A 26,228-nucleotide genomic window follows, 5' to 3' on the forward strand; every position below is an offset into this window, starting at 1 on the left:
AAGCCCCAAGGTCGCGTTAAAAAACACGATCATTTCAGCAGCATCACCGCCTTTGAGCTTTTTATTGGCTTTGATGAACTTCTCAACCAGTACTTCAAGCGGCTATTGTGCATTTGGCTGTACAACTCATTCAGCGCCAAACCCACCGTTCCCCGAAATGGTGCCGTTTCGACGGGTTTGCCTGCCCGAATCGCAGCGTTTTTTTGCACATCATTCCAGTGCGAGCCGCAATGCTGACAAACATAATGCGCCGTAGCTGGTTTATGCTGGCCTAGATGTTCATCGTTGAGCTCTGGATCTTTACTCCACTTTACTTGCTCCCACACCAGCGGCTGAAATTCATCGCAATCAGGACAGGGTACATACCAATAACACTGATTGCTGTGAGCATATTCATCCTCAATACTGCTAATGCCCTTGATTGATGGCGTACCACCAATGAGCATTTTCATATCGCGAAAAGATTTGCCGCGCTCCTCGAGCAATTTGATCGCATCGCCTTGGCCACGCAGATTCAAATTGCAATCGTCAGGCTCTTCGACAAATAAATAACGCGCTGAGGTTGATTTCACGTCCGCGATCGAATTACTGCCAACAAACTTTACAAAGCCACCCACAAAGTTTTTAAACAGCTGCTTATTGTCTTTAGTGCGGCTCTTGGTTGGAATAATTTCCGATAATTCAGGCGTACCCTCGATCATCGGCTCGAATTTTTCAGAATTAAACGATTGCGCTGCGCCCTCTTTGGGAAACATCACAATCGCCGTGCCTTTGCGGATATGAATCAACCATCCCAACACATTCAAAATGGCCGCTTGCGTCCAGCCGACCTGGGCTGATTTAACGCAAACGATTCGATTCACATCGCGCCGCATCATTTGCTCGAGCAGCCATTCCAGATATGGATTCACATAAAACGAAAAACGGCCAACAATGGCCGATTCTTTTGCGCTCATGCGCCTGTATTGCTTGCCCCATTCTGCAGGGCTAATCCGAGGTGGCGGTCTAACGATCTTCTTCAATAATGTGGAGATTAAAGCCTTCGCCGTATTCTTGGGCAACGTGGGTACAGTATTCATAGTCACCTAATGCCTGCCGAATCTCGGCGATCATGTCTTCAAGTGCGGCATGTTTAGCGTCCAAACTCTCCGCAGTTTCAAAGATTTGTGCATATTTATCTGGTAGGCCCGTCAATAAGGCCACCGCGTCAGAAAAGAATTGCGATAGCGCTGGCTCAATATCCGCCACCGTCACCAGTTGCCTGGCTTCGATTTCCATTTGTCGCTCAATCTGGTCACCGCGCAAGCGATCAAGACGATCTTTTGCTGATTCCGATGAACCAGTCAGCGCTTTAGCGATTCGCCAGCTCAAAACTTGGGCGGTGTCATATTGATTGGAGGTGCCACGGCCCTTTGAAAGCACCATCGGCATACTGCACGCTGCCACTCAGTTAGCGTCCTTTCAGACACCCCGACGATTTGCGCCAGTTCATTTTTATTTACGATTTTTCCCATGATCTGCCGGTAGGCCAAACCGGCCATTTTTATGGTTTATAAGTGCATGTTTAATAAGACTTTTTTTACATCAAATAGGAAGGAAGGCTATAGCAAGCTCGCAGCTAGAGAAGGCGCGGGGTTGCCAATGACCCATGCTGGCGGAGGGCTGGGAAGGACCCGCTGATTTCTGGGAGAAAGCCAGAAAACCCCAGATTTCCACACATTTTCCTGATAACGACCAAGAGTTCGCGCTCACCGCGCCGAGGCGACGGCAGCAGCGAGCGCTTTCTTGAACTCATCAATGAAGATTTCCTGTGCATCGCGGTCAATACCTTGCGGCATTCGATAGCTCGGCGTGTACTTCGCCTCATCACGAAACGAGAACACCTGCACGATTCGAGGACGATTGCCTTTGTTAATGCGCCGCCAGATACCTGCACCACCATCGTAACCAACTGGCTGACCCACAAACAAACGATCAGCCTCTGCCGCAGCGAACTGCTTCACCTTGCCATTCTTACTTCTAAACTGCTGTAGTTGATTACGACGCGGACCAGTAAAGCCAGCTTGCGATGCCAACTCAGCCCGAATGCGTTTGATGAAATTATTCGTTGCATTGCCGTACTGATTACGCCGAGTGCTTTTACCAGGCATCAGCAACGCGGTCTTACGTGGGCCGCGTGCGCCACCTTGAATCTGATAGCGCATGTACTCAGCCTGCTTTGGCAGCCAGCCCACAGTCGCAATCAAATTACGTTTACTTGATGGTTTTACCGCAATACCACGCTGAGTAAATGGCGTTGGGCTTTGAATATCAGCCCCTAACTGCTTTAGCATTCGCTTTTTGCACTTGCTTAGCGGTTCTATTCAACGCTTGGCTCGCAGCAAACGGCAGCTGCTTTTTTTCCAACGCATTCAGCGTACGCATAATCCGCTGTAGATCTGATTCAAACGACTTCTGCATAACGAGCGCCCAACAAAAAACCCGCTACAAGAGCGGGTTTGGTTTCACTGGGCGCAACAAAGCACCCGTACTGGGGTGCGTTCACGCCGAAGCGGTAGTAGATTGTTAAGCGACATCTTCCTGATTTCTTTACTTGGCGTCAAGCCCCAGTAATTAAAATAATTCTGAAACGCCTTAAACAGCCTGTCGAACATGCTCAGCATAATCTCGCAACGGCAAACGCTCTTTACGACACACCACCGCTGGATTCAGCTTCTGTAAATAATGCGCGTTCAGCAACGAGAAACATCGCCAACTCAGGCCGCCTCAACATCACTGATAAAATCGCATCGACCCGCATTGCCGCTTGCTCATCAACTCGATTACTCGGTCGATCAGCAGGCCCCAAAATCGCCCGCTCTTCTGGGCTCATATATTGAGCATAGCCCGAAGACTTAGCCCGACCATCAAACGCCATAAAATACCGAGCCCAATTATCCAATGCTGAGCTCGCTTCATCCAAAGATTTTAATTAACACGTTCGCCTCCGTGATACCCGCTGGAGGACTCCCTAGCCAGATCAATGCCCAGCTTTATATATATCTCGATTTTAAACTAAAAAAAGCACAGCCAATTCATTTGGGGCAGGGGTAACAGACCTTGGGGCATAGTTTTAAATCAACCCTGACCCAAGCTAAAGCCTTACGTTTACTAGCTTTAACCTTTATTTGGTCAGATTGACAGGGTTTAAATAGAAGTTACCGTGTATATATTTTTTTACCGCCAATAAACTAAATAGAGGTAAGGAGTAAATACAGATATACGCGCACACGGAAACCATCGCGCCAACCCTGCCAAAAACGCAAAAACGGCGCGAAGCCGCGCCGTTCCTTGGTTTGTCGTGGGTCAGGGTTAGTCAAAAACTATGCCACAAACCCTGTCCACTCTGACCCATATTAAGTGAAATCACCCTTGATTCTATCTTCAAATCGTTGACACTCAGCGGTTAACCAGCTCGACAAACTAACGCCCTCTGGAGGCGCACCCACAATAAAGACCATCGCCTTTTTGCGATCATAGCCACCATGCAAATGCTCACGTGACTTATTCAATCGAGACGACATCAGCATCGAAAACTTAGTCAACGTCAGCTTACACGATCCAGACTCATCCACCAACCACTTCTTATACGCCACAAATAAATCCTTAGTGCGGCAAAGAGCAATACGGCACCCATAATTCATCATTCACCCACTGGCGATAAAACACTTGCCATTGCGGCAAACCAAAGCCAATCAATCGCTCTTTGGCATCGGTCATTACCGGCTTAGAACGCTCATTAAAGCCTTCATCAATTTTATAACGCAGCAAATAGCCATAAAATGCAGCAACAGCCCCAAGCTCAATCGCCGATTTAATCACCTCTTGATTCTGTAACGTCAGCAATGTTTTTGGCTCAATCACCATAAAGCGCCGATCATCTAACTCTAAATGCAGCGGCTGCACCTCATTACTTAAAAAAACCAAGTTGGCGTAATTGGCCTCTTCGCGCTCAGGCATGTTTTTTTCATTAATACGCACGGTGCGGCCAGTGACTAAATGCTTATCGTACCGATATGACTGTACTTCTCAGCACGGCCACCACTTCTTCAGCCAAAACAAATAAACGCCGCGATTGCCAAGCGGTGAACTGACTATCTAATTGGTGCTGACCAATCGTCGTACCGTACTCACCGTAAATCTTCTTAATGACTCCCTCAAAAAACAGTGATTTACCTGTTCCTTGCTTTTCACCAAACATCAGCACCGATGTATCCATTTTGCTACCCAGCTGCTGCAATGGCAAAGCCAGCCACTGCATTAACCAATGGTAAACTTTCTGATCAAAATTACACAGATGCATCACCAAGCCAATAATAGGATCTGCCAAATCTTCATCAAAAACAGCTTTAACGGCACACCAGCAAATAAATTAACATGCGTTTCCAAATCGACCAGCTGCTTAGGATCAAACACCAGATTTTCGGCATTAATCATTTTTTCGACATAAATTCTCTTGCCAAAACTTAACCGAATCACCACCGTAAGCCGCACGCAACGCTGACAAACTCAGCACCATCCGATTCTCAGCATCCCAAACAGTCTCAGTACCATAGAGCAAGGTATAACGCGCCAACAACATCGCGCTGGTACTCATCGTCGCCTCATCAACCGCCTTGCCACGTTTAATCTTTGGCAAATCACTTTGGCGCATCGTGCGCTTATCAATTCGCGCCTCCCATTCAGAAGCCAAACCCCGACCGACCAAGGCCGCATACGCTGGCCACTTCATGACCATTTGCTCGACCGAATCCCAAACCCGTCGCTCACCAATAATCAATGAAAATCGCGCCAATAAACCAGCCAGCGTAAATCCGTCCTCCCCCGCCCCCCCGTTGGCCGCAGCAGGCGCGGCGAAAGCGGTATCAGGCAGAGGTGCGGAGATGGCAGGCACTACATCATCAACAGCCACAACAGCAGACGGCACAACAGGCACTTGCAAACTCGCGATCGCGGCATCAATCTGCTGTGTTACCAGCGCAATTCCTTCAGCCACATGCAAATCATTAAAATCAGTCAACTTAGGTAATGAATCATCCGTATCCAGCGCACGGCGTTCCACATTAAAGGTCGGCAGCACATACCCCGCATTGCCCACCTCAAGCGCTGCGGCCTTCGCCTTCTTTAGCCGGTATGATTATCATCGCCTTTCTTAGTCGGCAAATAATCATCGTCCGCCAAAAAGAGTATCGGGCTCGCTGGATACTTCGCCCGCAATATGCGCGCCACATGCGGTAAATTGCCACTATTAAGCGCCACAAACACCGGATGCAGATAATCCACCGCCTCACGCCCAGTTGCCGCTGTTGCATAGCCCTCAGCAATCAAAATCAGATCACCATCCAGTGGCTCATCGCCCAGCCGACAAGCCGCGCCAACCACATCCATGCCTTTATTAAAAATTTTGTCATTGCCATCAGTCAATGGCGTCGGTGCAATTTTTTGCGAGCCGACAATCTCGCCACGGCCATAATGAATCAGCGGCAAAATAATCCAACCGGCATTAGCGCCCTGCATAAATCGCACCGACTCTGGCTTTTTAACCAGCTTGCGCGCCAAATACGCCGACTCACCACTACGCACTGCAGCATGCAATTGCGCTTTAGCACGATTAGCGGCATCAGTACGCAGCTTTTTTTGCTTGGCTTGGTAGTCTTGTTCTTTCTTAGCCCACTCAGCTTGAGCGGCTGGCGCTCTTCAGGCGACACGGCCTCAAAGCCCTCATGCTCAACATTCCAAAATTCATCCTTATAGCCAAAATAGCCAGACACCCACACCTTGCCCGATTTTGGCGAAACATATTCATTCAAGCGGTACCAGGCTTTTTTCTTGGGGCCGTATACATTTTTATGCCCATCAGCTTTTAAATCAGTGCTGCCAATATCTGGCATGCCCCGATCACGAAATTGATTCAACACCCCATCGATTAATGCACCCATTACTTCCCCGCTTATGCTTTAAACTGGTAGCTCAAGGAGCCCACCATGAGACTCGAACAACTGACAGAGCAATTCACGCAGCTACAACAACGCAACGAATTGCTAGAAAAATCATTTAACCTGCAGCAGCAAATACTCGAACAACAGCAGCAACAATACGCACAACAAATCGGCAACTTCATAGGCCTACAATCGATGACCGTCGCGCTGGTGCGTTGCCTACCGGATCAACAACAATTTATTGCGGCACTCAAACTCGAAACCGAAGACACAATTTCGACTTTGCTCGCCGAATCCACACTGCCGCAAAACACCCTCAATCAATACCAAACGTTTATCGAAAACGCCGTCATTGAAATCAACACCCAGCCGTCAGCGCCAATCTGAACGCCGCGTTAATAAAAATTTAGCCACCCCTGCGCGCCGCCGCGTAATTTTGATTCGACGATCTTGCTGCTGATTCAAACGCAAACGCTGTTGCTCAATGCGTTCAAATTCGGCTCTTAATTCGGCACCAGGGGTAAATTGGGCAACAACCAGTTGGGCTAATAAACTCATCGTTCCGTCCTTTTTAACTTTCCAGCCAGTGCCAAACGCACTAACCGTTGAATTCGCCTGGCTTTCATCGCCCGATAAGCTGGATCAGCGCGCCGTACCGCTTGGCGCTCTTGCCATTCAGACTCTAATCGCTGCCGCCGTTGCGCTGCTGCTTCACGGCCAGCCACAATGTCAAACGTCGGGTCTTTGTACATATTGGCCATTAGCCTGTTCCAACAAATGTTTCAAACCAGAAACCAGCGCCGACACAGCGGCCTTCTTCTCTTTACTGGGCGTTCGTCGAATACCCCACGCCTGTCTCACCAACTTTTGCTGCTGAAACGGGCGCGGCGGCATTACTCAGCCATCCCATCGAGCAACGCCACCAGCTCATGCAGCGCGGCGATATTGCGATAAACATGCTCACGCACCCGCTGTACTTCGATGCGTTCCACCTTGTTATCAGCCAGCGTCTCATCCACGGCCTGCCCAACATGACCACCCAAGCGCCACAAGCGCGTCACGGTTTCTAACACCGTCACATCGCAAGCAAACTCACCATCATTGAGCATCGGCACACACACCATGCCGTGATTGATCGCCAGCGCATGCAAGATTGATTTATCGCCAGTCAAGCCGATCAAGCTATCCGCTTCGGCCAGCGTTAAATGGTGGGTGCGGGTGGAAGGATTCAATTTATTGCGCAACACCTGCGCGCCTACTCTCATCCGTGGCGCCAACGATTCAACGCCACCGGGATAATTGTGCGCAGCGTGATAGGCCGCATCTTCAACACTGGTGATCAGCATCACGTTTTTTTCCCTTATTCAACAAACGTTTTTAAAACTCGCCACATGGTCTAAAGTCCACCCTGTAGCATCAATAAAAAAGCCAGGCAAAAGCACTGGCAAAACCAGCGTTCAAGCGGATGCAACGCCAGAGGAGGAAACTTTGGGATCTGCGCCGAACACGTCAGGACGCAATTCGTAACGGGAAATTGGCATGCCCTTAGCCCGAGTCGCCGCTTCAATCGAGCGGCAAAACTCAGCCGGTGGCATCAACTCAGGACGCTTAGACGTTAGCCAATTAAAAATATGTTGCTGCTTGATATGGTGATGACCATCAGCACGCAATGCCTCAGCGAGCGCAGTTTGCGAACCCATGACTTCAACTGCAGCGATCAGATTATTTTTGCACATGCCCTCACTTTACATGCATACATGTAATTAAGCAACAAGAATGCATGTTCGCAGCAAAACAAGGAGGCTTGTAATATGACAGCTATGAAAACATTCCAAGAACGAATGCGCTACGCAGTCGAGCAAGCCGGCGGACAGACCGAGCTCGCCAAGCTAGTCAGCCAACTCAAAGGGGCTAAAGTCAATCCACAGGCCATTCAATACCTGTGCGATGAGACCCCGCCGCGCGGCAAGCCCGCACGCAGCAGTGGCCTGACCCCGTTTATTGCCGCCGCTACGGGCCTCAATTCCGTCTGGCTCGCCACCGGCAATGGCGAAATGAAAATCAACCCAGCGTTGCAGCCCATCACCGCATGGGACAACGAAGACGAGCTTGATCCTGACCTATATATATTTATTCCCGCACTCGACATCAAACTCTCAGCAGGTAATGGCAACGTGATTTGGGAGGTAAATACTAAAAACCAACAGCAAGCATTTCGCCGCGCCTGGGCCACTCGCGTCGGCATCAATCCAGCCTGCGCCGCCACCATGACCGCCGACGGCAATAGCATGGAGCCACGCATTCTTGACGGCGATAGTCTTGTTGTGGACTACTGCCAAAACATCATTGCCGACGGCAAAGTTTATGCATTAGCCATTGAAAACGAAGTATTCGTAAAACGAATTCATAAAGAAGCCGGTGGTGCGCTACGCATCAGCTCCGACAATGCCGACAAAAATAAATACCCAGATAAAATCATTCCTGCAGAGCATATCGACAGCATTCAAATCATCGGCCGCATCATCGCAGTGAGCGGTGGCATTTAAATAAGCACCAAAAAACAAGTATTTATTCATTCATTACCAGCATAAACCGCCATTCGGCGGTTTTTTTTCGCACAAAATACAAGCGACCTTGTATTTCTCGCTTGCGTAATTACATGCACGCTTGTATATTGGCTACATGCAAACTAATTGGAGCATGTAATGAGCCAAACCATCCCTTACGACAACGTCGCTGACGACTACGCAGAAATCGCTGCTTTAGTCGCCGCCGGCTGGCGCGTCACTACCAACGGCGAAGTCTTTATCGCCACCAAACCCCAGTAAACCCAAGGAGCAGCTATGCGTACAGCAACAGATGTAATTCGCGATATTCGCGGAGGAGAAATGGTCGACGAACTCGGCCAAAACCTAGCCGACCTCACCAATGCCGTCGTCGCTACCGGCAAAAAAGGCCACATCAGCATCAAGATTTCAATCAGCCCAGCTAGTAAAGGCGATTGCGCCGTGACGGTGATTGATGAAATCAAAGCCAACATTCCACAACTGGCCAAATCAGAAACGCTGATGTTTGCCAGCTTTGACGGCAGCTTGTCACGCCAAGATCCACGCCAGCGCAATCTGGAATTGCAAGCAGTGACCACAACCACTTCCCCACTTCATAAAGCAGCTTAAGGCAATCATGACCCCAGAAAATCAAATTCAAACCGCACTCAACGCAGCACAAAAGCCTTTTATTCAAGAATTGAATGGCGCCGTAATTGCATTCACGCCTGAACGCGAAGGCGGCTGGAAAATGCAAGAACTACCGGCACTTCGCACCCAACCCGCACGAAAAAAAGGTACTCATCAGCTCACCGAGATCAGCAGTTTTTTAGCTTTTGTTGGCAAACACACCGAAAGCGGCAGTCAAATCATCGTTGATGCCGATTTTGGCAAAAACAAAGTGAAATTCACGGCAATTCTGAACGGCCACACCGGAGAACAAGCTGGTTTTGCAGACTTTTTGGCTCAATACGAACCAGCAAAAACCGTTGACTGGGCAAACTGGCTGGACGGGAACAGCAGCAAAATGGGCCAAGAACAATTTGCCCACTTCCTTGAAAACAATATTGCCAACATCGCCGATCTCAACCCGAACGAGCCCAACAAGAAATACCCAAGCGCCGCCGATTTGCTCGAATTTTGTACCAACCTCGAATCGACCAGCACAGTCCGTTTCCGTAGCAGCACCAAAGTACAAAACGGCCAGGTTCAATTTGAATATATCGAAGAAGGCGATTCAGCCACCAAGGGGAAGCTCGCGCTATTTGAAACATTTGGGATTGGCGTTCAGCCGTTTATTGGCAGCGGGCCTGCTTTCTTTATCGAGGCCAAGTTGCGCTTTCGTATCAATCGTGAAAGCGGCTCTTTGTCACTGTGGTTTGAATTACAGCGCCCAGATAAAGCACTAGAAATTGCCACCCAACAAATGATCGACCTCGTTAAAGATTTATCGAAAGTACCGGTTTATTTCGGTATCGCCTAAGCCCTAACTAACTGACCTTTGCCCATCATGCGGTGGGCAATAGTGAGCTAGGTATAAACCACCAAGCCAAATAATAAATAGCCTACAGCAATATACCCATAGGTAAATCCATGCGAACCAATTACAAAACCCTCAAGCAGCAACGTGATTTGGAAGCCAGCGAGCGCCAGCACGAGATTGCGATTACCCAAGCCCACGCCGAGAAGTTCGCCCAGCGCCGAGCCGCACGTAATGCCTTGCAAGAGCGGCATGAATTTGATCAACGCAACAAAGAGGTATGGCAATGAGCTTACTCATCAGCGCGGCCGACATGCTGGAAAACGAAGCCAAGATCATCAAAGCCGCCAACACCTTTGAAGGCCGCTGGATCAACAACCCCGAAGCCGAAGTATTGCATCAAAAATGGGTCAAAACAGCCAAGGGCCTGCGGGAATTACAAGCGCAGCTCAATCAAGTCAACAAAACGGTCGAGGCCAATTATGACTTCGCGTAAACACAGCCAAGCACCACGCGGCCGCATCGTTCGCCCTACTATTTTTGAAGTTAACCAAGCATTTGAGCTCATCGACCAAATGGTCGACCAGCTCATCGCCGGTGAGCTGGAATACGCCTGCGACAACGGCGTCGACATGCCGGTATTTCGTACCCGATCTGGTGTCGAGCCAATGATTCCGCCACTCGAAGGCTGGATCGCTGTTTGGCAACGCTTTGCCGATGGCTTTGGCTTTGAACTGGATCAATCTGCGCTCACCACCTTAATCAACAAGCTCAGCAGCAATGAAATCTTGCGCCTGAGCGACGTAGCCAGCGTGCAGCTGTGCGTCATGCAGCAACGGACCATCTATCGCCAGCTCGACGTCTACCGCATTCGTAGCTACGCCGTCACCGAGCAAATCGCCATTCAACTGGAGCAAGCCGCATGAAAACTGCCTTTTTGCTGATGGCGCAATACGAGCGCGCCACCGTACCGCTATCTGAAATCGCCGAGCAATACCTGGGCATGACCGTCCCCGTCGCCCAGCGCGAAGCCCTGATGAATAACCTGCCGATCCCTACGTTTCGGCTGCGTGAAAGCAATAAATCCCCGCTGCTAGTGCACATTGATGACCTAGCAGAGCACATCGACAAAGTACGCGCCACAGCAAAAAGGGCGTGGGAAAAGAGCCAAGCTTAAGGAAAACCATGCGTCGTCATCACCTCACCCGCCATTTAAACCAAGCCCAACGCCGCGCGCGCCGACTGGCTTATTTTTTGGAGCAGCGCCATGCCCGATAAACTTTTGGAAAAAATTCTGTATTACAGCGCCTACACCATCGCCATCGCCAACATCGCGCTACTGGCGGTCATGGGCATCGGCGCGTATCGCTTTTTAAAACTCTTTGGCGGTGCCGCATGAGCCTCAGCCCCATCATCATTCGCTTTCACGCCCTGCCTCAGCTAGGGCGGCTCAAATTAGAAGCCGATATCTCATTCCCTAACGGCCAGAACCTGAGCTGCAGCCGATGCGCCATGCCTGCTAGTGACTGCGACACTTACGACACCATGCCTAATGGCATGAACTGTCTTCGAGGCGAATATCACTACGTTTCTGCCGATCAATACATCACCGGAGGAGATCAAGCATGACCAAAATGGACATTATATTTTTATCAGGCGAAGCCCAGCCGTTAAAACTCTGCGCTGAAGACCGCCGCTTTACCCTCGTGCAGCGCATGCTACGCATCAACCAATGCACCGACGCGGCAATGTGGTACGCCGACAAAGTCGGCCAATTAGTCCCGTTTTTTGGCGCATGGAGCGACGGCTATAAATCCCGCGAAGACGCTGGCCACACCAATATCGTCAAATTCTCGGATGCGGAGATTGTTGAGATCAACGACAAAGGTCATATCCAATCGGCGGTCAGCAATAGCCTCTTACGTCACTGCATCACTCGTCGACAAGACAACGAGCAATCGATCGAACCACAGGCCGACCCAACATCGCCACACTTCACTGGGCGGTTCACCTATCCAGACCATGCCAGACCAGCCTTACAACCAGCCAGTGAATACCACGAAGATTATCACGATGTAATTTGGTTTCACTTCCACACCTTTGAAGAATGCCCTGAAACTTTTATTGGCAACTCTCAAGAAAGTAATTTTGAAGAAGAACATTGGACGCATTTCATCCAGTTTGATTTCAATTCAATTATTAACCAAGCCGAAGCGTTGGGGGTAGCGCCATGAAAATTAAACCCTGCACCATCAGCGAAAAACATAAATGGGTATTCGTAAGAAATGTTGAACGTCGCAGCGCGACCATTAATCACCAAAGTACAAGAATGAAAATATCTTGGAATGGTTTCTATCAATGTCAGTGCGGTCAAACAAAATACGGAATAACAAAATCATGAAAACCTTCTATCTCGACACCGAAACCACTGGCCTCAACCGCAACGGCGAAGACGAGATCGTCGAAATCGCCATCATCGACCAAGACGGCGAAATTATCCTGCACAGCCTGCTGCGCCCGACTGCCCACACCGCATGGCCCGAGGCCGAAGCGATCCATTGCATTACCCCGGGCATGGTTGCCACCTCGCCCACGCTAGAGCAAATCACCCCTCGCCTGAACGCTGCACTCAGCCAATGCGACGGGTTGGTGATTTATAACCTTGACTACGATTGGAGCTTTTTACCTCAATTAGTTTGTCAATCGTTATTTGACCGAAACGTTAGGCTTTTTTGCGCCATGCACCGCTTCGCCGCATATAACGGCGTATGGGATGAAAAACGCGGCGACTACAAATGGCAAAAGCTCACCGTCGCAGCAGAACGCTTCGGCCACGTATGGGAAGGCCAAGCCCACCGCGCCCTCGCCGACTGCTACGCCACCAAAACCGTATGGGAATGCCTTCAAAACGCATCATGCAAACGCTATTCATTCGATGTAGAAAGCGAAGGTGGTGAAATATGAACGCCGCACTAAGATATGCTGATTTTTTAGATCGTTTAAGCCCCAGCGATTTACCAATCCCAAAAGTAAATGCCGCATACGGTGCCGCCGCCGAGCTGCGCCGTCTTCACGCCGACAACATCGAGCTGACAAACGATCTACTCAGCACCCAAGCCGACCACGGTAATGCAGTCGAAGCCCTACTGACTTTAATGGAAAACTGGACTGCCACCACTGAAGGCGGCCTCGATGACGAAACCACCGTCCTTATGGCACTCAAAGACCATGAAGTTTGGCCGGGCTATCGCATTGGCCAGCAATGGTTTTACGCCAGCGGCGATCCGTGCGCCGAAATCCCCACGCACTGGATGGACATTCCACGTCACCCAATGGACACCGCACCATGAGATCACTTTTTTACGCGGCGGCATGGCTAGTGCTTGGGCTGACTTTATTGCCCATCACCCTACTCGAACCCAGCATCATCTGGCGCGGCATCTTTATTGGCTTAACGCTATTTTGCGGCATCGCCTGCGGCGTCAATGCGGCATTGCTGGTCATTAACAACCAAGGAAACTCGAATCATGGCACTTGATATTAAAAGACTAGAAGCACGCGCAACAGGCAAAACCCACGCTGTAGCGCAAGAAGTTTACGTTGATGGGGATTTTATGGATGGATGGGTAGCGAAAATTGACAGCGTAACTGTCAGCCATCCTGAAACGAATCAAAACCATTTTAAAACCGAAGCAGAAGCGCTTTCAGCCGCTACAGCTTTTCAAGATGCAGCAAAAAAGCTTCTTGCCATAATGATGCGTCGGCCCAAGGAAAGCTAAGAATGACTAAACCAATCGATAAAAGCGAAGCCAGAATTCTCAATATGACTGAACGCTGGGCAACTTGGTCAAAGTGGGATGGCGGCAAGGTCGCTAAGACGTATCGCGGCAAAGCGCGCACAGCCAGTACTGTATTGGCGCAGATTGCCGCCGTGCTCAATCATAACGAAATGGATGCCAAACTATGGGCGGGTGACGTAAAAACCTTGCTCGATGCCTCCGCGCTGCTGGCCAGACTGGGTAATGAATTTGAAGTCGCGCAGCGTAAGGGCGAAAAAATAAAAAAGGAGCACACGGCCAAGCGTGTGGCTGAAGAAAAAGCGATCGAGGGAAAAATAATTCGCGAGATATTGCGGCCGCTAGCGCCTGACGCCGCCGAGATGATGCAACTTTGTAGTGATTTGCTGGCATTTATATCTCACCGTTGGAACATCAGTAAGCAGTCTGATTTTAATGATTGGTGCTTTGATTTCCATCGTGAATTCGAGATTAACCGAGCTAACAAGCAAGGCAATGTAGACCTTGCGCTAAACATATTGGCAGAGGCCTACAGACAAGATTCATGGCAGCAACGGATATGGCCAGCTTTTATTGAGTGGCGCAAAACATTGTCACCGTACTAATTCAATCAAGAAAGTCTGAAAAATGGCAGTCCATCAATTGAAATCTAAAAAAATTCGAGATGTCATCAAAAACAGGCCGAATTCGATGTGGCAGCGTACAAAGCGCCCCGTTAACCTTCTGCCTGTAACGCAAATCTTGCCAAAAACGATACTGGTGGTTTACAGTGCGGGTGTTGCAGTCAATCCTGCAACACGAGATTGGCGTCTCGGATGAATAGCGGGTATCCGCATATAGCGGTTTTTTTACGCCCGTTGCATGGTCATACCCCTATGGGTGGACTGTGTGGAGCATCTTCGGATGCGTCGGTTCCTATTCCCGATACGCCAATCTGCACAGTTCCGCCCACCTCTAATTGGCGTTAGAGGCGCGGATTTAATTCCATGAATAGGAGTCTGACTATGTCACTCAATACCCTCACTTCGCCTGACGTTTCTATCATTAACGGCAAACCCGTTACCACCAGCAAAGCCATTGCGGCATTTTTCCACAAACTTCATAAGAATGTGCTGCGCGACATTGAGGCACTCAAGGCGGATTTGCCTGCCGATTTCTATCAGCTCAATTTTGAGCCCATACAAATTGACGCCAATCTAGGGCTTGGTCGCACACGCAAAGACCCCGCTTATCAAATCACCCGCGATGGCTTCACCTTGCTGGCAATGGGATTTACAGGTAAAGAGGCTTTGGCATGGAAAGTCCAATACATCAAAACCTTTAACGCGATGGAAGACAGCTTACGACCGCTGTCGATTGTGCCACCCGAGTTCGACGATGTACCCGCCTACGCTGGCCCACTGTATCAACTCACCGAGCGGCAGATTGATTTGCTGGTGGTGTCGCGGTTAACGCAACAGATTAACGCTGAAAATGCCATCTGCGCCGCCACCGCCGCTTGCGCACCCAAAGGCAGCCGTGACATCGACGAACAAGCTATTCACGACACGCTTAAAAAAGTGGCCACGGGCCTATTTGCGGTGAACGAACCCGTTGGCGCAGCCTTCTTTGCCGCCACTGAACGGTTGTTGAGCATGTATCGCAACGAGCGCGAACAAATGCGCGAACGCTTTAACCAAGCCATGCCCAAAGTACCGCTGAATGTGCTGCGTAAGGTCGATTAGATTTTGATGTAACGCACTTTCACCACACAAACCCGCTTCGGCGGGTTTTGTTTTATCTGTCAGGCTGGTAAATTACCCTGAACTGACTCAGGAGAAAGGGCATGGACGACTTAGCCAATGCAAGTGTGATCAAATCGCTGGCACATCAAAACGCAAAAAAAGCGACCGAACATCTACTCGGAATCTGCCAAGGTATCATGGCCGATCAAGTGCTTAGCGACCAAGAAATCCACTTTTTGAGCAATTGGGTTAAACAAAATCCAGCGGTCACCGAAAATTGGCCGGGCAAAACGATTGCTCGTCGGCTGCATGAAATATTATTTGATGGCGTCATTACCAAAGAAGAACGTGAATCTTTAATCGGCACGCTCACTTCGCTTTGCAATAACGACTTTGCCGAAACTGGCGATGCGCAAACCATGCCGATTGGCATTCCTTTCGATGATGACCCGCACATTATTTTTGATGACCGATTATTTTGCTTTACTGGCAGCTTTTATTTCGGCACCCGATCAGCGTGCGAACGTGCAGTCGAAAAACTAACGGCACAAACCAAAGGCTATGTAACGCGAGATGTCGATTACCTGGTAGTTGGCAGTCAAATCAATGCCGACTGGAAGCACTCTAGTTATGGCAACAAGATCGAAACCGCGATGAATTACATTGAAAAAGGCTGTGGTATCGCGCTCATTAGCGAACAACAATGGGTTGAGGCGCTAAGCCAAATCAAATAACACGCCGAATCACGCTTTTATAAGATAACTACAATGAAGAAATACAGTGCATTGCTACTCACTTTGGCCCTACTTGGCTGCGGTGAAGCTCCCCAAGCAATTAAAAATATAACCGCATCCGAAATTCAAGCGGTTGACCCCGCAATTAGCGGTGTTGAACTACACCAGCAAACCGACGGTCGAATGCGCATTGATATTCAATACCAAGACGACCCAGCAACAGGCGGCGGCGTGGAATGGAATTCGATTGCAACCACCAACGCCCAACTGGCCAAGCTGATCCTTACCCACCCCAACGCCAGCAAACTGAATATTTTCTTTAATTCGCCTGCCAACAAAAACGCACAGTGGGCGCAAATTCGACTTGATAAAGACAAGCTGTCGCCAGATTGGCAACAAGTCACTTATCACCAGTTATTCGCACAAAGCGAGCCGATAGCCAGCTCGATAGAAACTAGCAATTGGCTCTGCACTTACTACACCTCGTACGAATCAAGTAGACCAAGCGGCCAAATGCCACCATTTTGCAACGCATAAGACACAAAAAAGCCGCCTACAGGCGGCTTAGCTTTAAATCGCAGCCAGTTTTTTCACTTTTACACCAGCAAAATCCAAGCATTGCCCAGCTAAATATCGTTGTGATTCTTGCAGTTCAGCTTGCGATAAATATGGGCTAATCGGCACTTTAACGTACCGACCTGGCAAATATTCAATGGTGATTTCTAACACAAAATCAACGCCATCATTACAGCATGGCAATGTTTTATCTTGTGCAACATCAGTAGTATCACTATGATTCAAAATGATTCCTTTTCGCGAGGGGTCTGTTATGTATGCCCATGCTGTTAGCGCAGCATGGGCATTTTTATTGGCCAGTCAATATGCTGACGTAGCCCTGTAGTTTGTTGCAATTTCACTACAAATCATAACATGCAATTCATGCCGCAAGGCCATAAAACCACAGAAAATAGGGGCACAATGACACTAGACAAAGCCGTAATAAAAACCCGACCATCGCACGATGACCCAAGATTATGTCCGCTCCCAAATTCGGCTACCCAATGATGTACATGAACAACTCATCGCGGCCACCGAAAAAAATAAAACCTCGCTGAACCACGAAATGGTGCGGCGCATTCACGCATCGCTCAATGACGAAACGCAACTCGCCCCCAGATTGGCCCGCATCGAAGCGCAAAACCAAGAACTCCTCGAGCTAATTAGCCAACTAAACCAACAGTTAGCGGCGGTCACTTCTAAGAACATCAGCTAACTTAGGCGGCTCTAGCAACAACGCTGGCTCAGGCACCACAGCATCACTGGGTCGTGCTGCAATCATTTGCAGCTCATGCTTATCATGTAAATCTTCTGGCCTTAAATTAGTATATCGGCGCAAGCTACCCCAGGTCTTATGCCCCGACACCATCGCCACTTCTTGAATTTGATACCCAGCTTCAAATAAGCGGCTAATCCCTTCATGGCGTAGATCATGGAAAGTCAGTGCCTCAATCTTTAGTGCCCTGCACATTCGCCGAAACGCCGCACCGGTACTGCAGCCGTTATACGGAAAAATCCGCGCGTCTGTTTTGGGCTGACGCTGCAAAATCGTCCATGCATCGCCGAGCAGCGGCACAATTTGATCATTGATCTCTTTTTTACCCGGATCTTTGCGCTGGCGGATCATCACGGTGCGCTTGCTCTCATCCACGTCCATCCACAGCAATCTATGGATCTCTTCTTGCCGCATACAAGACCAAATCGCGAATTGAATAATTTCGGACATCGGCGGTGTTCGCCCATGTTGAAATGCTTTAGGTTCGTATTCCAGCAAAGCCTTTAACTCGGCTGCCGTAATTCGCCGATCGCGGACGTCTGAGCGGCCGATCAATTTCAATTTATGCAGCATCGGGTAGGCGTCTTCAACCGGCTTCTTATCTATCGCCAAACCCCACAATGGCCGTGCCACACCCAATGCCGAGCCTAGATAAATCACATCTTGCGATGTTGTCGCTGGGCCTGCGCCTTCAACGTGGCGCAATTTGCAATGCTCTACAATATCAGCCGGCGTTAAATCCGAAACCAAGATTTTCGCAATGGGCTTATTGATCAAATTTTCCATCGTATAGCGTTTAGTGCGACCGAACTTTTGCGTCTCGCCAATCTCATCAATATAACGTCGCAACAATTGACCGACAGTCAGCCTGGCAATCTTGCGGCGATCAATCGCACCATCCGCTTTTAATGACGCCTCAACCTTCGCGGCCCAGTCTTTAGCTAGCTTTTCTTTATCAAAAGTCTTAACTTCGGAATAGATCACTTTACCGTCGCGCTTAACCCTTACCTGCGCCCTAAAAGATAATGTACCATCGCGCCCGGTACGCTTTGTAATTGTTGCCATATACCCTCAGTGCTACACAACTTTATAATCCGGTGCTACACAGCGCACCGTGTAGCAAAATTGTAGCACCAAGCCAACAAAAACGATTGAAAATGATTAAAAATCATTCAAAATAAGCATAAAATAAAATCACAAAACAACGCAACAAGGCAACAAAATGCAACAAAATCAAGAACATACAAACACATCAGCAAGTAGAAGATTCTGTATTGCGCCAATGCTCGATTGGACAGACCGTTTTTACCGTCGATTCGCCCGCGAATTGAGCCAACACACTTGGCTGTATACCGAGATGGTCAATACCGGGGCGATTATTCATGGCGATCCGATGCGGCATTTGCGGTTTGATCCATCTGAAAACCCGATTGCCCTGCAATTGGGTGGCTCAAATGCGGCTGATTTGGCGCATTGCGCCAAGGTGGCCGAGCAATGGGGTTATAACGAGGTCAATTTAAACGTGGGTTGCCCTAGCGAGCGAGTGCAGTCGGGCTCGTTTGGCGCTTGCTTGATGCTTGAGCCCGATTTAGTCAGCGATGCGGTTAAAGCCATGCGCGATGCGTGCAGTATCGACGTTACGGTGAAGCACCGGATTGGCATTGATCAGATTGAGGATTACAGCTTTGTTCGGGATTTTGTTGGCCATGTGGCCGATGCCGGTTGCAGCACATTTATTGTGCACGCCAGAAACGCGATTTTAAAAGGCCTCAGCCCGAAAGAAAACCGCGATATTCCGCCGCTTAAATATGCTTATGCCTATCAGCTCAAGCAAGACTTCCCCGCGCTAGAGATCATTATTAATGGCGGCATTACCACCATTGCCGACAGCCAAATGCATTTGCAGCATGTCGATGGCGTAATGCTCGGACGCGAGGCTTATCATAACCCGTGGATTTTAAGCGAAGTGGATGCCGCCATTTATGGTGCGCCGCACATTGAAACCACCCGCCGCGCGGTGATGGAAGACTTACGCGGTTTTGTCGAAGCGGAGCTCGCGGCAGGTACGCCATTACGCTATGTGGCGCGGCATATTTTAGGGCTGTACCAAGGCCGGCCCGGTGCGCGGCATTGGCGGCGGATGTTGTCGGATGCGGCGTTGCTGAAAAACGCCGATTGGCGCTTGATTGAAGAAGCGCTTAATATTGTCGAATCTCGTCAGGATTAAAACCCATGCTGCCCATTCGCCCCCTCACTGCACTCTGTGCTGGCTTGTTATTGGCATTAACGACCTTGGCTATGGCCGATGAAATGACACTCTTGGCCACCATGGGCAGTAAGGCGATTTTTCAGTTGAATGGGCAAAAGAAAACCCTGCAAATCGGCCAAACCGTGGGCGGTATTAAGGTGATTTCGATTGCAGCCGATTCGGCGGTGATTGAGGCCAGTAATGGCCGGCAACGGCGATTAGGTTTGGGTGAAGGCTATGTAATTTCGGCGGCCACCCCCACCGATGGCGACAGCAGCGTGGTGCTCTCGCCCAGCCAAGGCGGGCATTACCTCACCGAGGTGGGGATTAATGGCCAAACCCAAACTGGGGTCATTGATACCGGTGCTACGCATTTGTCGATGTCGGCCAATGTGGCCAACCAGCTCAAACTGAACTATCAAAACGGCCAGCCGATGCGCTCACACACCGCCAATGGCGTGATTCGCTCGTGGCTGATTGTGTTGCCCAAGGCCAGAATCGGCAATGTAACGCTGTATAATCTCGATTTGGTGGTGCGCGATAGCAACGACACCAGCCCGATTTTAATCGGCATGAGCACGCTCAACCGTTTTCAAATGAAGCGCGAACAAGAACTGATGATTTTAAGTAAAAAGGCCTATTAAATGGCAAAGCAACGCATTGTGTTAGCCAGCAATAACGCTGGTAAGGTGAAAGAATTCAATCATTTATTGGCCGACTTTGATTTAGAGGTCATCCCGCAAGGCGAGCTTGGCGTGAGTGAATGCCCGGAGCCCTTTGATACTTTTGTCGAAAATGCCCTCGCCAAAGCACGGCATGCGGCACGGGTAACGGGTTTACCGGCGCTGGCCGATGATTCTGGCTTGTGTGTGCATGCGCTGGGTGGCGCGCCGGGGGTGTATTCGGCACGCTATGCGGGCGAGCCCAAATCAGATGCGCGCAATAATAGTAAATTGCTTGAGCAAATGGCAGCGCACGCTGATCGCCGCGCTTGGTACTATGCCGCCTTGGTGTTGGTGCGGAGCAGCCACGATCCACAGCCATTGATTGCTGATGGTATTTGCATTGGCGAAATCTTAAATTCCCCATTGGGTGACGGCGGTTTTGGTTATGATCCGCTGTTTTGGCGCGCTGATTTTGCGAAAACCGTGGCGCAAATGACGGCCAACGAGAAAGCACTGATTTCGCATCGCGCCAAAGCGCTCAACAAATTAATTGAACAACTGAAGGAAACTGGGCTGTGAGTCAGGATGAAAGTCGTTGGGCCCGCTGGGTAAGAGACGATGGCAGCGTGGTATCGTGCACCGAAAAAGTAAAAGTAATGAACGAAAACCTCGATGAGCTACTCCAAATGGCGCAAGACTTATTTGAGGATGGCGTGTTGATGGAAGTATCCGAAGCCCAAATGCGTGATGTACTCCAGCGCCTCGTGCAGAGTGTGCATAATCCCTATCAAAAATAAGTGATGCCAGCTAAGATCCGGCTCTAAGCAGGACTAGCCAGTTGCTGTCTTGATGGTTACATTTTTAATAAGGTAGTTTAAATTGCAAAAAACATTACTTGCCCTTGCCCTGATGTTGCCACTGTCTTGCTTTGCTGCCAAAGCAAGCGATGCTTCCAAACCCGAAGTTGCATCGCCATTCACCGCCGAGCGCAATAAAGCCGCGGGCAACTTAAGCACGTCTTTGGTTGTGATGCAAAAAATGGCCAAAAACTGCAAAATCGAACAAACCGAAGGCCTGATTAATTCGGCCACCAAAGGCTATATCGAACGCAATAAAGCCTACCTTGGTATGCATTATGGTTATGTCACGGCCTTTCTGGATTACGTCAAAGAAACCGCCGGCGCCGACGAAGCCAAAAAAATTAGCGGCGAATTACTCAAAGCCAATAACGATCAATCGAATAAAATCATTGAAGACATGACCAAAAAAGATGGTCCAACCAAAGCTTGCCAACGCTACTTTACTTATTTAGCAGCGGGCGAGATGGACATCAAAAAAGGCTCACCAGACTTTAAAACCCTCAATGACATGCTCAATTTTGCCAATAGCCAAAAAGTAAAATAAGCCCTTTCAACCGTTGTTGGGCCGGATCAAACCGCCCACACAACGGATGATTGACGTCTGAACCCGCGTTTTATTTCTTACCTTAGGGCTGGCCTTGCTCAGCCCTAATTTGTTAGGCCCTATGCAAACCGTTTCTTTCTCGCAATCGGGCCTAACCGCCCTGCCCCCGTTGGCACTTTATATCCACTTTCCTTGGTGTGTGCGCAAATGCCCGTATTGCGATTTTAATTCGCACGCGGTCAAAGACGGCATACCAGAGCAGCGCTATATCGATGCGCTGATTGCCGATTTAGAAAGCAATCTGCCGCAAGTATGGGGCCGATCGGTATCGAGTATTTTTATGGGCGGCGGCACGCCGAGTTTGTTCTCAGCCGCCAGTATGGATCGCCTGCTAGAGGCGATTCGCGCGCGGATCAAGCTCAACCCCGATGCCGAAATCACCCTTGAAGCCAATCCGGGTACCTTTGAAATCGAAAAATTTGCCGGCTACCGCGCTGCGGGGATTAATCGCTTATCCATCGGCATTCAAAGCTTTAATGCCACGCACTTAAGTGCTTTAGGCCGCATTCATAATCGCGACGAAGCCTTGCGCGCCATTGAAATCGCTGCGCAGCACTTTGATAATTTTAATCTCGATTTAATGTATGCCCTGCCCAAGCAAACGCTGGCCGAGGCCGAGGCCGATATCGACCAAGCCATTGCCTGCGGCTCAACACATTTAAGCGCTTACCATTTAACGCTCGAACCCAATACGCTGTTTCACCGCTATCCGCCAGCCTTGCCTGATGACGATTTGGCCGCCGATATGCAAGAAATGATTGAAGCCAAGCTCGCCGCCGCTGGGTTTGGCCACTATGAAACCAGTGCTTTTTATAAGCAACACCCAACTAAAGATCACCGCAGCCAACATAATTTAAATTACTGGCAATTTGGTGACTACCTTGGCATTGGCGCTGGTGCGCATGGCAAAATCAGTTTTCACGACAAAATCATTCGCCAAGCGCGCTATAAGCAGCCCACCGAATATTTAGCCAAAATGGCGATGGGCTCGGCGATTCAAAGCGAAGAAATCATCGAAAAATCGGCGCTGCCGTTTGAATTTATGCTCAACACGCTGCGCTTAACCGGTGGTTTTCCGATTGCACTGTTTAGCGAGCGCACCGGCTTGCCGATGAGTAAAATTGTTTACGAAATTGAGCGTGCCTGCACTGAGGGTTTACTCGAGCGCGATTTGCACCATGTACGCCCAACGCTCAAAGGCCAGCGCTTTTTAAATGTGCTGATGGAACGATTTTTACCAGACTAAATAGCGGCACACAGTACAATGCACCGCATAGCGATGCGACGAGCTGTGTTCACTTCAGCGAAAACCGCCGACGCAGAGACATTGAAAAGCCAACGCAGAGACGCAGAGGCGCAGAGAAAAACCAACTCAGGGTTCAAACCGCGTGTAAACACGACGTGTGAAGCGGCGACTTGGTCTTGTTTTGCTTTGGTTTTGCTTTGGTTTTGCTTTGGTTTTGCTTTGGTTTTGCTCCGCGTCTCTGCGCCTCTGCGTCAAAAAGATTTTTTAAGTGAACGCCACCATGCGCTTGGCTTTATTTGCGGCTTAAGCCAATTGCCTGTGGTTGAACATCTGGGTATATTCACCTAACAATTAATAATCAATGGCTAGCGCCATATACCACTGGATTAAATAATGGAATGGCCTGTTACGGCGCTCTCGCCAAGTGAAAAATACAATCTGATTACTGACTGCGTGGTACCACGGCCAATTGCTTGGGTGACCAGCACCAATGCCAATGGCAGCATCAATATCGCGCCGTTTTCTTATTTTAATATTGTCAGTAGCGAGCCATTGATTGTGTCGCTCAGTGTCAATCGCCGCCAAGATCAAAGCGGTTTGAACGAGCAAAAAGACACCGCGCAAAATCTACTCAATGGTGGCGATTGCGTGATTCATATTCCCTCACACGATCATGCGCCGGCAGTACACGCCACGGGTTCGAGCACCCCACCGAACCAAGCGCAAATTGATGCACTCGGCTTGATGTTTGCCGCCTCACAAGCCGTAAAAACCCCGCGTATCGAAAATTGCGCCGTCGCTCTCGAAGGGCGTTTAATGCAGCATATCGAAGTCGGCCAACCGATTGCCGCCGATTTATTGCTGATTGAAATTGTGCATATCTATGCCGCCGATGACCTACTACACAATGGCCGCGTTCACCCCGAGCCGTATGCGATCAACGCCAATAAGCGCCCCTAAATCGCCATACCGCTGCAACCTCATCCAACAAACCGCAACCGCACTCACGCCGTTGCGGTTTTTTTTCGTCCCGCGCATCGCTCTACTTAATTACGCAATCAAAAAGCATTGAATCATTAATTGCAATAATTACGGTCTTAATTTATTTCACCAAGCAATCTACAAGATTACAATTAGCCCAAGCCAGCAGTTTCAAGTGCGCTGTACCATAATCTAAGCAGCCGTCAGCAGCCGAGGCCACAAGGCAGTGGTCCAGCGCGGCATCGTTGTTGCCCAGCGAATCAATCGTAAATAGGAGAGCAGCATGTACCTCATTAATACCGGCGATACCGCCTTTATCATTTTATGTACGGCGATGGTGTGCCTGATGACGCCAGGGCTGGCCATGTTTTATGGCGGGCTAACTCGCAGCCGCAGCATGCTGTCGATCATGATGCAAAATTTCATCTCCATGGGGGTGATTTCGATTGTGTGGATTTTTGGCGGTTTTAGTTTGGCCTTTGGTCCCGATGTCGGCGGTGTGATTGGCGATTTAACTTACTTTGGCTTTAGCGGCATTGGCGGCATGCCTCACCCGCATTACGCGCCATCGATTCCGTTTATTATGTTTTTTGCCTATCAAATGATGTTTGCCATCATCACGCCAGCACTAATTACTGGCGCGTTTGCCGAGCGCTTTGATTTTAAGGCGTATCTCAAATTTATCGTGCTGTGGATGCTCTTGGTGTATATCCCCGTGGCGCACTGGATTTGGGGTGGTGGCTTTTTGGCCAAACTCGGCGTCATCGACTTTGCAGGCGGGATTGTGGTGCATACCTCAGCTGGCTTTGCCGCCTTGGCCACAGTGATGTTTTTGGGGCAGCGCGATATTGCGCCCGATGACCAGCCTGAAGCCAGCAGCTTACCGCTGGTGGCCGTGGGTGCGGGTTTATTGTGGTTTGGCTGGTTTGGCTTTAATGCCGGTGGCGCGTATGCCGCCAATGCCTTGGCTGCGTATGCCTTTGTCAACACGGCAGTAGCCGGCGCGGTAGCGATGGTGGTTTGGCTCATGCTCGCTTGGCGCTTTGAAGACAAACCGAGTTTTTCTGGCGTTTTAGTCGGTGGCGTCGCCGGTTTAGCCACCATTACGCCAACAGCAGGCTATGTCGAGCCTTGGGCGGCAGTATTGATTGGCGCGATTGGTGCCACGGCATGCTACTTTGCTAAGACCTTGCAATCGCGCTTTAAATACGACGACGCACTCGAAGTCTTTCGCGCGCACGGTGTGGGCGGTGTGACGGGGTCACTGTTGGTGGGGATTTTAGCCAACCACGCGATTGACGACGTGAGCGGCGGCTTGCATCAATTCATTATTCAATTGATTGCCGTGGTGTTAGTGGCGGTGTATTCCTTTGCCATTACTTGGGTGATTATGAAATTAATCCACAAACCACGCGTGAGCGTAGCCGAGGAAGAAGAAGGCCTCGACGAAGCCTTACACGGCGAGCGGGCGTATTTTTTTGATAAAGACAACTAAGGCGTTGAGATTGGTTCACTGGCTGGGCGATTGAAGCAACTTCACCGGCAATGTTCAGATTTTGTGTTAATGCTGTGCCGCGCTCGTCGAGCTGGGGCTTAAAATCCCGTTCAAGCGCACCGAGTGCGAAGTGAGACAAACGGTTTTATCGTTTGGCTCACGACAATCGAGGGCATCGGGGACCGATGCGCGCTCGGGTCGCCTTTCTTTGCTTACTTTCTTTGGCGACGCAAAGAAAGTAAGTCCCCGTCGCGGATTGCGACTGTAAAACAATGTGCCGCAGGCACTTAAAAAACGATCAACACGTAATCTAAACAACGCCACTTCACCATGGGGTATTGAGCCATGACTGAGATGATCATTAATAAACAAAGCTATACCTCATTAATATCTATTGCGCCAACGTGGTCTTGATACAGGATTGAACCGAAGTTGCCCTACCAGCCTTGAGCCGACAGCGATGTCGGCTCAATGTTTTTACTACACCGAGCGCTGTCAAAATCAAGTCAAATTGCAGTAAACTCTCCAAATAAACCC

45 protein-coding genes are annotated in these 26,228 nt (G+C 49.6%); 29 read left to right on the plus strand and 16 right to left on the minus strand.

The genetic code is table 11. The features are described 5' to 3' along the window. Nucleotides 1-29: 29 nt before the first annotated feature. The 10 genes from HQN60_RS16050 to HQN60_RS00040 all read right to left on the minus strand — a co-directional run bounded on the left by HQN60_RS16050 (nucleotide 30) and on the right by HQN60_RS00040 (nucleotide 5,634). The gene (locus HQN60_RS16050; protein ID WP_254456647.1) at nucleotides 30-956 is read right to left on the minus strand and encodes a phage terminase large subunit family protein; all 927 of its coding nucleotides are present in this window, start codon (nucleotides 954-956) and stop codon (nucleotides 30-32) included. Nucleotides 957-1,005: 49 nt separating this feature from the next. Beyond that, a complete protein-coding gene (locus HQN60_RS15985; RefSeq protein ID WP_217390177.1) occupies nucleotides 1,006-1,425 on the minus strand; it encodes a terminase in 420 nt (139 codons plus the stop codon). 323 nt (nucleotides 1,426-1,748) lie between these two features. After that, nucleotides 1,749-2,333, minus strand: a complete 585-nt coding sequence (locus HQN60_RS00010) for a hypothetical protein (protein WP_173531758.1) — start codon at nucleotides 2,331-2,333, stop codon at nucleotides 1,749-1,751. Nucleotides 2,334-2,686: 353 nt separating this feature from the next. Continuing rightward, nucleotides 2,687-2,941, minus strand: a complete 255-nt coding sequence (locus HQN60_RS00015) for a hypothetical protein (RefSeq protein WP_173531759.1) — start codon at nucleotides 2,939-2,941, stop codon at nucleotides 2,687-2,689. A gap of 454 nt (nucleotides 2,942-3,395) precedes the next feature. Continuing rightward, nucleotides 3,396-3,635 (minus strand): hypothetical protein, encoded by a 240-nt coding sequence (locus HQN60_RS00020; RefSeq protein WP_173531760.1) that lies wholly within the window; start codon nucleotides 3,633-3,635, stop codon nucleotides 3,396-3,398. A 10-nt stretch (nucleotides 3,636-3,645) separates the two neighbouring features. After that, the gene (locus tag HQN60_RS00025; RefSeq protein WP_173531761.1) at nucleotides 3,646-4,020 is read right to left on the minus strand and encodes a primase-helicase family protein; all 375 of its coding nucleotides are present in this window, start codon (nucleotides 4,018-4,020) and stop codon (nucleotides 3,646-3,648) included. 22 nt (nucleotides 4,021-4,042) lie between these two features. Continuing rightward, nucleotides 4,043-4,369: a primase-helicase family protein gene (locus tag HQN60_RS00030; protein ID WP_173531762.1), complete on the minus strand. Its 327-nt coding sequence runs from the start codon at nucleotides 4,367-4,369 to the stop codon at nucleotides 4,043-4,045. After that, a complete protein-coding gene (locus HQN60_RS16285; RefSeq protein WP_256435131.1) occupies nucleotides 4,342-4,476 on the minus strand; it encodes a hypothetical protein in 135 nt (44 codons plus the stop codon). Before HQN60_RS16285 ends, HQN60_RS00030 begins: the two co-directional genes overlap by 28 nt. After that, nucleotides 4,469-5,119 carry a hypothetical protein gene (locus tag HQN60_RS00035; RefSeq protein ID WP_173531763.1) on the minus strand — a complete coding sequence of 217 codons (651 nt, stop codon included), beginning with the start codon at nucleotides 5,117-5,119 and terminating at the stop codon, nucleotides 4,469-4,471. The genes HQN60_RS16285 and HQN60_RS00035 overlap by 8 nt, the downstream gene beginning before the upstream one ends. A gap of 44 nt (nucleotides 5,120-5,163) precedes the next feature. After that, nucleotides 5,164-5,634: a primase/helicase family protein gene (locus HQN60_RS00040; protein WP_173531764.1), complete on the minus strand. Its 471-nt coding sequence runs from the start codon at nucleotides 5,632-5,634 to the stop codon at nucleotides 5,164-5,166. A gap of 389 nt (nucleotides 5,635-6,023) precedes the next feature. Here HQN60_RS00040 and HQN60_RS00045 point away from each other — a divergent pair, with 389 nt between their 5' ends. Beyond that, nucleotides 6,024-6,365 carry a hypothetical protein gene (locus HQN60_RS00045; RefSeq protein ID WP_173531765.1) on the plus strand — a complete coding sequence of 114 codons (342 nt, stop codon included), beginning with the start codon at nucleotides 6,024-6,026 and terminating at the stop codon, nucleotides 6,363-6,365. On the opposite strand, the gene HQN60_RS00050 is transcribed toward HQN60_RS00045, so the two are convergent. The 4 genes from HQN60_RS00050 to HQN60_RS00065 all read right to left on the minus strand — a co-directional run bounded on the left by HQN60_RS00050 (nucleotide 6,351) and on the right by HQN60_RS00065 (nucleotide 7,714). Further along, nucleotides 6,351-6,536 (minus strand): hypothetical protein, encoded by a 186-nt coding sequence (locus tag HQN60_RS00050; protein ID WP_173531766.1) that lies wholly within the window; start codon nucleotides 6,534-6,536, stop codon nucleotides 6,351-6,353. The two genes, HQN60_RS00045 and HQN60_RS00050, sit on opposite strands and share 15 nt — an antisense overlap. Then, a complete protein-coding gene (locus HQN60_RS00055) occupies nucleotides 6,533-6,739 on the minus strand; it encodes a hypothetical protein (protein ID WP_173531767.1) in 207 nt (68 codons plus the stop codon). Before HQN60_RS00055 ends, HQN60_RS00050 begins: the two co-directional genes overlap by 4 nt. 132 nt (nucleotides 6,740-6,871) lie before the next feature. After that, a complete protein-coding gene (locus HQN60_RS00060; RefSeq protein WP_173531768.1) occupies nucleotides 6,872-7,324 on the minus strand; it encodes a phage regulatory CII family protein in 453 nt (150 codons plus the stop codon). Nucleotides 7,325-7,435: 111 nt separating this feature from the next. Beyond that, nucleotides 7,436-7,714, minus strand: a complete 279-nt coding sequence (locus HQN60_RS00065) for a YdaS family helix-turn-helix protein (protein WP_173531769.1) — start codon at nucleotides 7,712-7,714, stop codon at nucleotides 7,436-7,438. 75 nt (nucleotides 7,715-7,789) lie between these two features. Between HQN60_RS00065 and HQN60_RS00070 the strand changes: the two genes are divergently transcribed. The 19 genes from HQN60_RS00070 (at nucleotide 7,790) to HQN60_RS00150 (ending at nucleotide 16,796) form a co-directional block, all read left to right on the plus strand. Next, nucleotides 7,790-8,524 carry a S24 family peptidase gene (locus HQN60_RS00070; protein WP_173531770.1) on the plus strand — a complete coding sequence of 245 codons (735 nt, stop codon included), beginning with the start codon at nucleotides 7,790-7,792 and terminating at the stop codon, nucleotides 8,522-8,524. Nucleotides 8,525-8,683: 159 nt separating this feature from the next. Beyond that, on the plus strand, nucleotides 8,684-8,806 hold the full coding sequence (locus HQN60_RS16290; RefSeq protein WP_255587593.1) for a hypothetical protein: 123 nt from the start codon (nucleotides 8,684-8,686) through the stop codon (nucleotides 8,804-8,806). Between the two features lie 15 nt (nucleotides 8,807-8,821). Continuing rightward, the gene (locus HQN60_RS00075) at nucleotides 8,822-9,154 is read left to right on the plus strand and encodes a YfdP family phage-associated protein (protein WP_173531771.1); all 333 of its coding nucleotides are present in this window, start codon (nucleotides 8,822-8,824) and stop codon (nucleotides 9,152-9,154) included. Nucleotides 9,155-9,161: 7 nt separating this feature from the next. Then, complete coding sequence (locus tag HQN60_RS00080) at nucleotides 9,162-10,007, plus strand: DUF2303 family protein (RefSeq protein WP_173531772.1); 846 nt, start codon at nucleotides 9,162-9,164, stop codon at nucleotides 10,005-10,007. A gap of 110 nt (nucleotides 10,008-10,117) precedes the next feature. Beyond that, nucleotides 10,118-10,294, plus strand: a complete 177-nt coding sequence (locus tag HQN60_RS00085; RefSeq protein WP_173531773.1) for a hypothetical protein — start codon at nucleotides 10,118-10,120, stop codon at nucleotides 10,292-10,294. Then, the gene (locus HQN60_RS00090) at nucleotides 10,291-10,500 is read left to right on the plus strand and encodes a hypothetical protein (protein ID WP_173531774.1); all 210 of its coding nucleotides are present in this window, start codon (nucleotides 10,291-10,293) and stop codon (nucleotides 10,498-10,500) included. Before HQN60_RS00085 ends, HQN60_RS00090 begins: the two co-directional genes overlap by 4 nt. After that, nucleotides 10,487-10,930, plus strand: coding sequence for a hypothetical protein (locus HQN60_RS00095; protein WP_173531775.1), 444 nt, complete (start codon nucleotides 10,487-10,489; stop codon nucleotides 10,928-10,930). The genes HQN60_RS00090 and HQN60_RS00095 overlap by 14 nt, the downstream gene beginning before the upstream one ends. After that, a complete protein-coding gene (locus tag HQN60_RS00100; RefSeq protein ID WP_173531776.1) occupies nucleotides 10,927-11,181 on the plus strand; it encodes a pyocin activator PrtN family protein in 255 nt (84 codons plus the stop codon). The genes HQN60_RS00095 and HQN60_RS00100 overlap by 4 nt, the downstream gene beginning before the upstream one ends. A 90-nt stretch (nucleotides 11,182-11,271) precedes the next feature. Beyond that, entirely contained in the window at nucleotides 11,272-11,403 is a 132-nt protein-coding gene (locus HQN60_RS16295) for a hypothetical protein (RefSeq protein WP_256435133.1), read from the plus strand. Further along, nucleotides 11,400-11,633 (plus strand): hypothetical protein, encoded by a 234-nt coding sequence (locus HQN60_RS00105; RefSeq protein WP_173531777.1) that lies wholly within the window; start codon nucleotides 11,400-11,402, stop codon nucleotides 11,631-11,633. The genes HQN60_RS16295 and HQN60_RS00105 overlap by 4 nt, the downstream gene beginning before the upstream one ends. Before the next feature lie 5 nt (nucleotides 11,634-11,638). Beyond that, nucleotides 11,639-12,238 carry a hypothetical protein gene (locus HQN60_RS00110; protein WP_173531778.1) on the plus strand — a complete coding sequence of 200 codons (600 nt, stop codon included), beginning with the start codon at nucleotides 11,639-11,641 and terminating at the stop codon, nucleotides 12,236-12,238. Nucleotides 12,239-12,401: 163 nt separating this feature from the next. Then, nucleotides 12,402-12,968: a 3'-5' exonuclease gene (locus HQN60_RS00115; protein ID WP_173531779.1), complete on the plus strand. Its 567-nt coding sequence runs from the start codon at nucleotides 12,402-12,404 to the stop codon at nucleotides 12,966-12,968. Further along, complete coding sequence (locus tag HQN60_RS00120) at nucleotides 12,965-13,354, plus strand: hypothetical protein (protein ID WP_173531780.1); 390 nt, start codon at nucleotides 12,965-12,967, stop codon at nucleotides 13,352-13,354. The genes HQN60_RS00115 and HQN60_RS00120 overlap by 4 nt, the downstream gene beginning before the upstream one ends. Further along, on the plus strand, nucleotides 13,351-13,542 hold the full coding sequence (locus tag HQN60_RS00125) for a hypothetical protein (protein ID WP_173531781.1): 192 nt from the start codon (nucleotides 13,351-13,353) through the stop codon (nucleotides 13,540-13,542). Before HQN60_RS00120 ends, HQN60_RS00125 begins: the two co-directional genes overlap by 4 nt. Next, nucleotides 13,532-13,783 (plus strand): hypothetical protein, encoded by a 252-nt coding sequence (locus HQN60_RS00130; RefSeq protein ID WP_173531782.1) that lies wholly within the window; start codon nucleotides 13,532-13,534, stop codon nucleotides 13,781-13,783. The genes HQN60_RS00125 and HQN60_RS00130 overlap by 11 nt, the downstream gene beginning before the upstream one ends. Before the next feature lie 2 nt (nucleotides 13,784-13,785). Next, a complete protein-coding gene (locus tag HQN60_RS00135) occupies nucleotides 13,786-14,406 on the plus strand; it encodes a hypothetical protein (RefSeq protein ID WP_173531783.1) in 621 nt (206 codons plus the stop codon). A 399-nt stretch (nucleotides 14,407-14,805) separates the two neighbouring features. After that, entirely contained in the window at nucleotides 14,806-15,525 is a 720-nt protein-coding gene (locus tag HQN60_RS00140; RefSeq protein WP_217390179.1) for a Rha family transcriptional regulator, read from the plus strand. A 101-nt stretch (nucleotides 15,526-15,626) separates the two neighbouring features. Then, on the plus strand, nucleotides 15,627-16,259 hold the full coding sequence (locus HQN60_RS00145; RefSeq protein ID WP_173531785.1) for a BRCT domain-containing protein: 633 nt from the start codon (nucleotides 15,627-15,629) through the stop codon (nucleotides 16,257-16,259). 33 nt (nucleotides 16,260-16,292) lie between these two features. Next, nucleotides 16,293-16,796, plus strand: a complete 504-nt coding sequence (locus HQN60_RS00150) for a hypothetical protein (RefSeq protein ID WP_173531786.1) — start codon at nucleotides 16,293-16,295, stop codon at nucleotides 16,794-16,796. Between the two features lie 33 nt (nucleotides 16,797-16,829). Here the strand turns inward: HQN60_RS00150 and HQN60_RS00155 are convergent, their stop codons facing one another. Further along, nucleotides 16,830-17,060, minus strand: coding sequence for a hypothetical protein (locus HQN60_RS00155; RefSeq protein WP_173531787.1), 231 nt, complete (start codon nucleotides 17,058-17,060; stop codon nucleotides 16,830-16,832). Between the two features lie 220 nt (nucleotides 17,061-17,280). Here HQN60_RS00155 and HQN60_RS00160 point away from each other — a divergent pair, with 220 nt between their 5' ends. Further along, a complete protein-coding gene (locus HQN60_RS00160) occupies nucleotides 17,281-17,532 on the plus strand; it encodes an Arc family DNA-binding protein (protein WP_173531788.1) in 252 nt (83 codons plus the stop codon). Here the strand turns inward: HQN60_RS00160 and HQN60_RS00165 are convergent. After that, the gene (locus HQN60_RS00165; RefSeq protein WP_173531789.1) at nucleotides 17,500-18,657 is read right to left on the minus strand and encodes an integrase; all 1,158 of its coding nucleotides are present in this window, start codon (nucleotides 18,655-18,657) and stop codon (nucleotides 17,500-17,502) included. The two genes, HQN60_RS00160 and HQN60_RS00165, sit on opposite strands and share 33 nt — an antisense overlap. 157 nt (nucleotides 18,658-18,814) lie before the next feature. Here HQN60_RS00165 and dusA point away from each other — a divergent pair, with 157 nt between their 5' ends. The 8 genes from dusA to HQN60_RS00205 all read left to right on the plus strand — a co-directional run bounded on the left by dusA (nucleotide 18,815) and on the right by HQN60_RS00205 (nucleotide 25,691). After that, the gene (gene dusA, locus HQN60_RS00170; RefSeq protein ID WP_173531790.1) at nucleotides 18,815-19,819 is read left to right on the plus strand and encodes a tRNA dihydrouridine(20/20a) synthase DusA; all 1,005 of its coding nucleotides are present in this window, start codon (nucleotides 18,815-18,817) and stop codon (nucleotides 19,817-19,819) included. Between the two features lie 5 nt (nucleotides 19,820-19,824). After that, nucleotides 19,825-20,484, plus strand: coding sequence for a retropepsin-like aspartic protease family protein (locus HQN60_RS00175; RefSeq protein WP_173531791.1), 660 nt, complete (start codon nucleotides 19,825-19,827; stop codon nucleotides 20,482-20,484). After that, complete coding sequence (rdgB, locus tag HQN60_RS00180) at nucleotides 20,485-21,084, plus strand: RdgB/HAM1 family non-canonical purine NTP pyrophosphatase (protein WP_173531792.1); 600 nt, start codon at nucleotides 20,485-20,487, stop codon at nucleotides 21,082-21,084. Beyond that, nucleotides 21,081-21,302: a hypothetical protein gene (locus HQN60_RS00185; protein ID WP_173531793.1), complete on the plus strand. Its 222-nt coding sequence runs from the start codon at nucleotides 21,081-21,083 to the stop codon at nucleotides 21,300-21,302. The genes rdgB and HQN60_RS00185 overlap by 4 nt, the downstream gene beginning before the upstream one ends. Nucleotides 21,303-21,384: 82 nt before the next feature. Beyond that, a complete protein-coding gene (locus HQN60_RS00190; RefSeq protein WP_173531794.1) occupies nucleotides 21,385-21,909 on the plus strand; it encodes a hypothetical protein in 525 nt (174 codons plus the stop codon). A gap of 121 nt (nucleotides 21,910-22,030) precedes the next feature. Further along, nucleotides 22,031-23,215 (plus strand): radical SAM family heme chaperone HemW, encoded by a 1,185-nt coding sequence (gene hemW / locus HQN60_RS00195; protein WP_173531795.1) that lies wholly within the window; start codon nucleotides 22,031-22,033, stop codon nucleotides 23,213-23,215. A gap of 393 nt (nucleotides 23,216-23,608) precedes the next feature. Further along, entirely contained in the window at nucleotides 23,609-24,175 is a 567-nt protein-coding gene (locus HQN60_RS00200) for a flavin reductase family protein (RefSeq protein ID WP_173531796.1), read from the plus strand. A gap of 304 nt (nucleotides 24,176-24,479) precedes the next feature. Continuing rightward, a complete protein-coding gene (locus tag HQN60_RS00205) occupies nucleotides 24,480-25,691 on the plus strand; it encodes an ammonium transporter (protein ID WP_173531797.1) in 1,212 nt (403 codons plus the stop codon). Nucleotides 25,692-26,228 lie beyond the last annotated feature (537 nt).

This window comes from Deefgea piscis (assembly GCF_013284055.1).
GTDB lineage: Bacteria > Pseudomonadota > Gammaproteobacteria > Burkholderiales > Chitinibacteraceae > Deefgea > Deefgea piscis.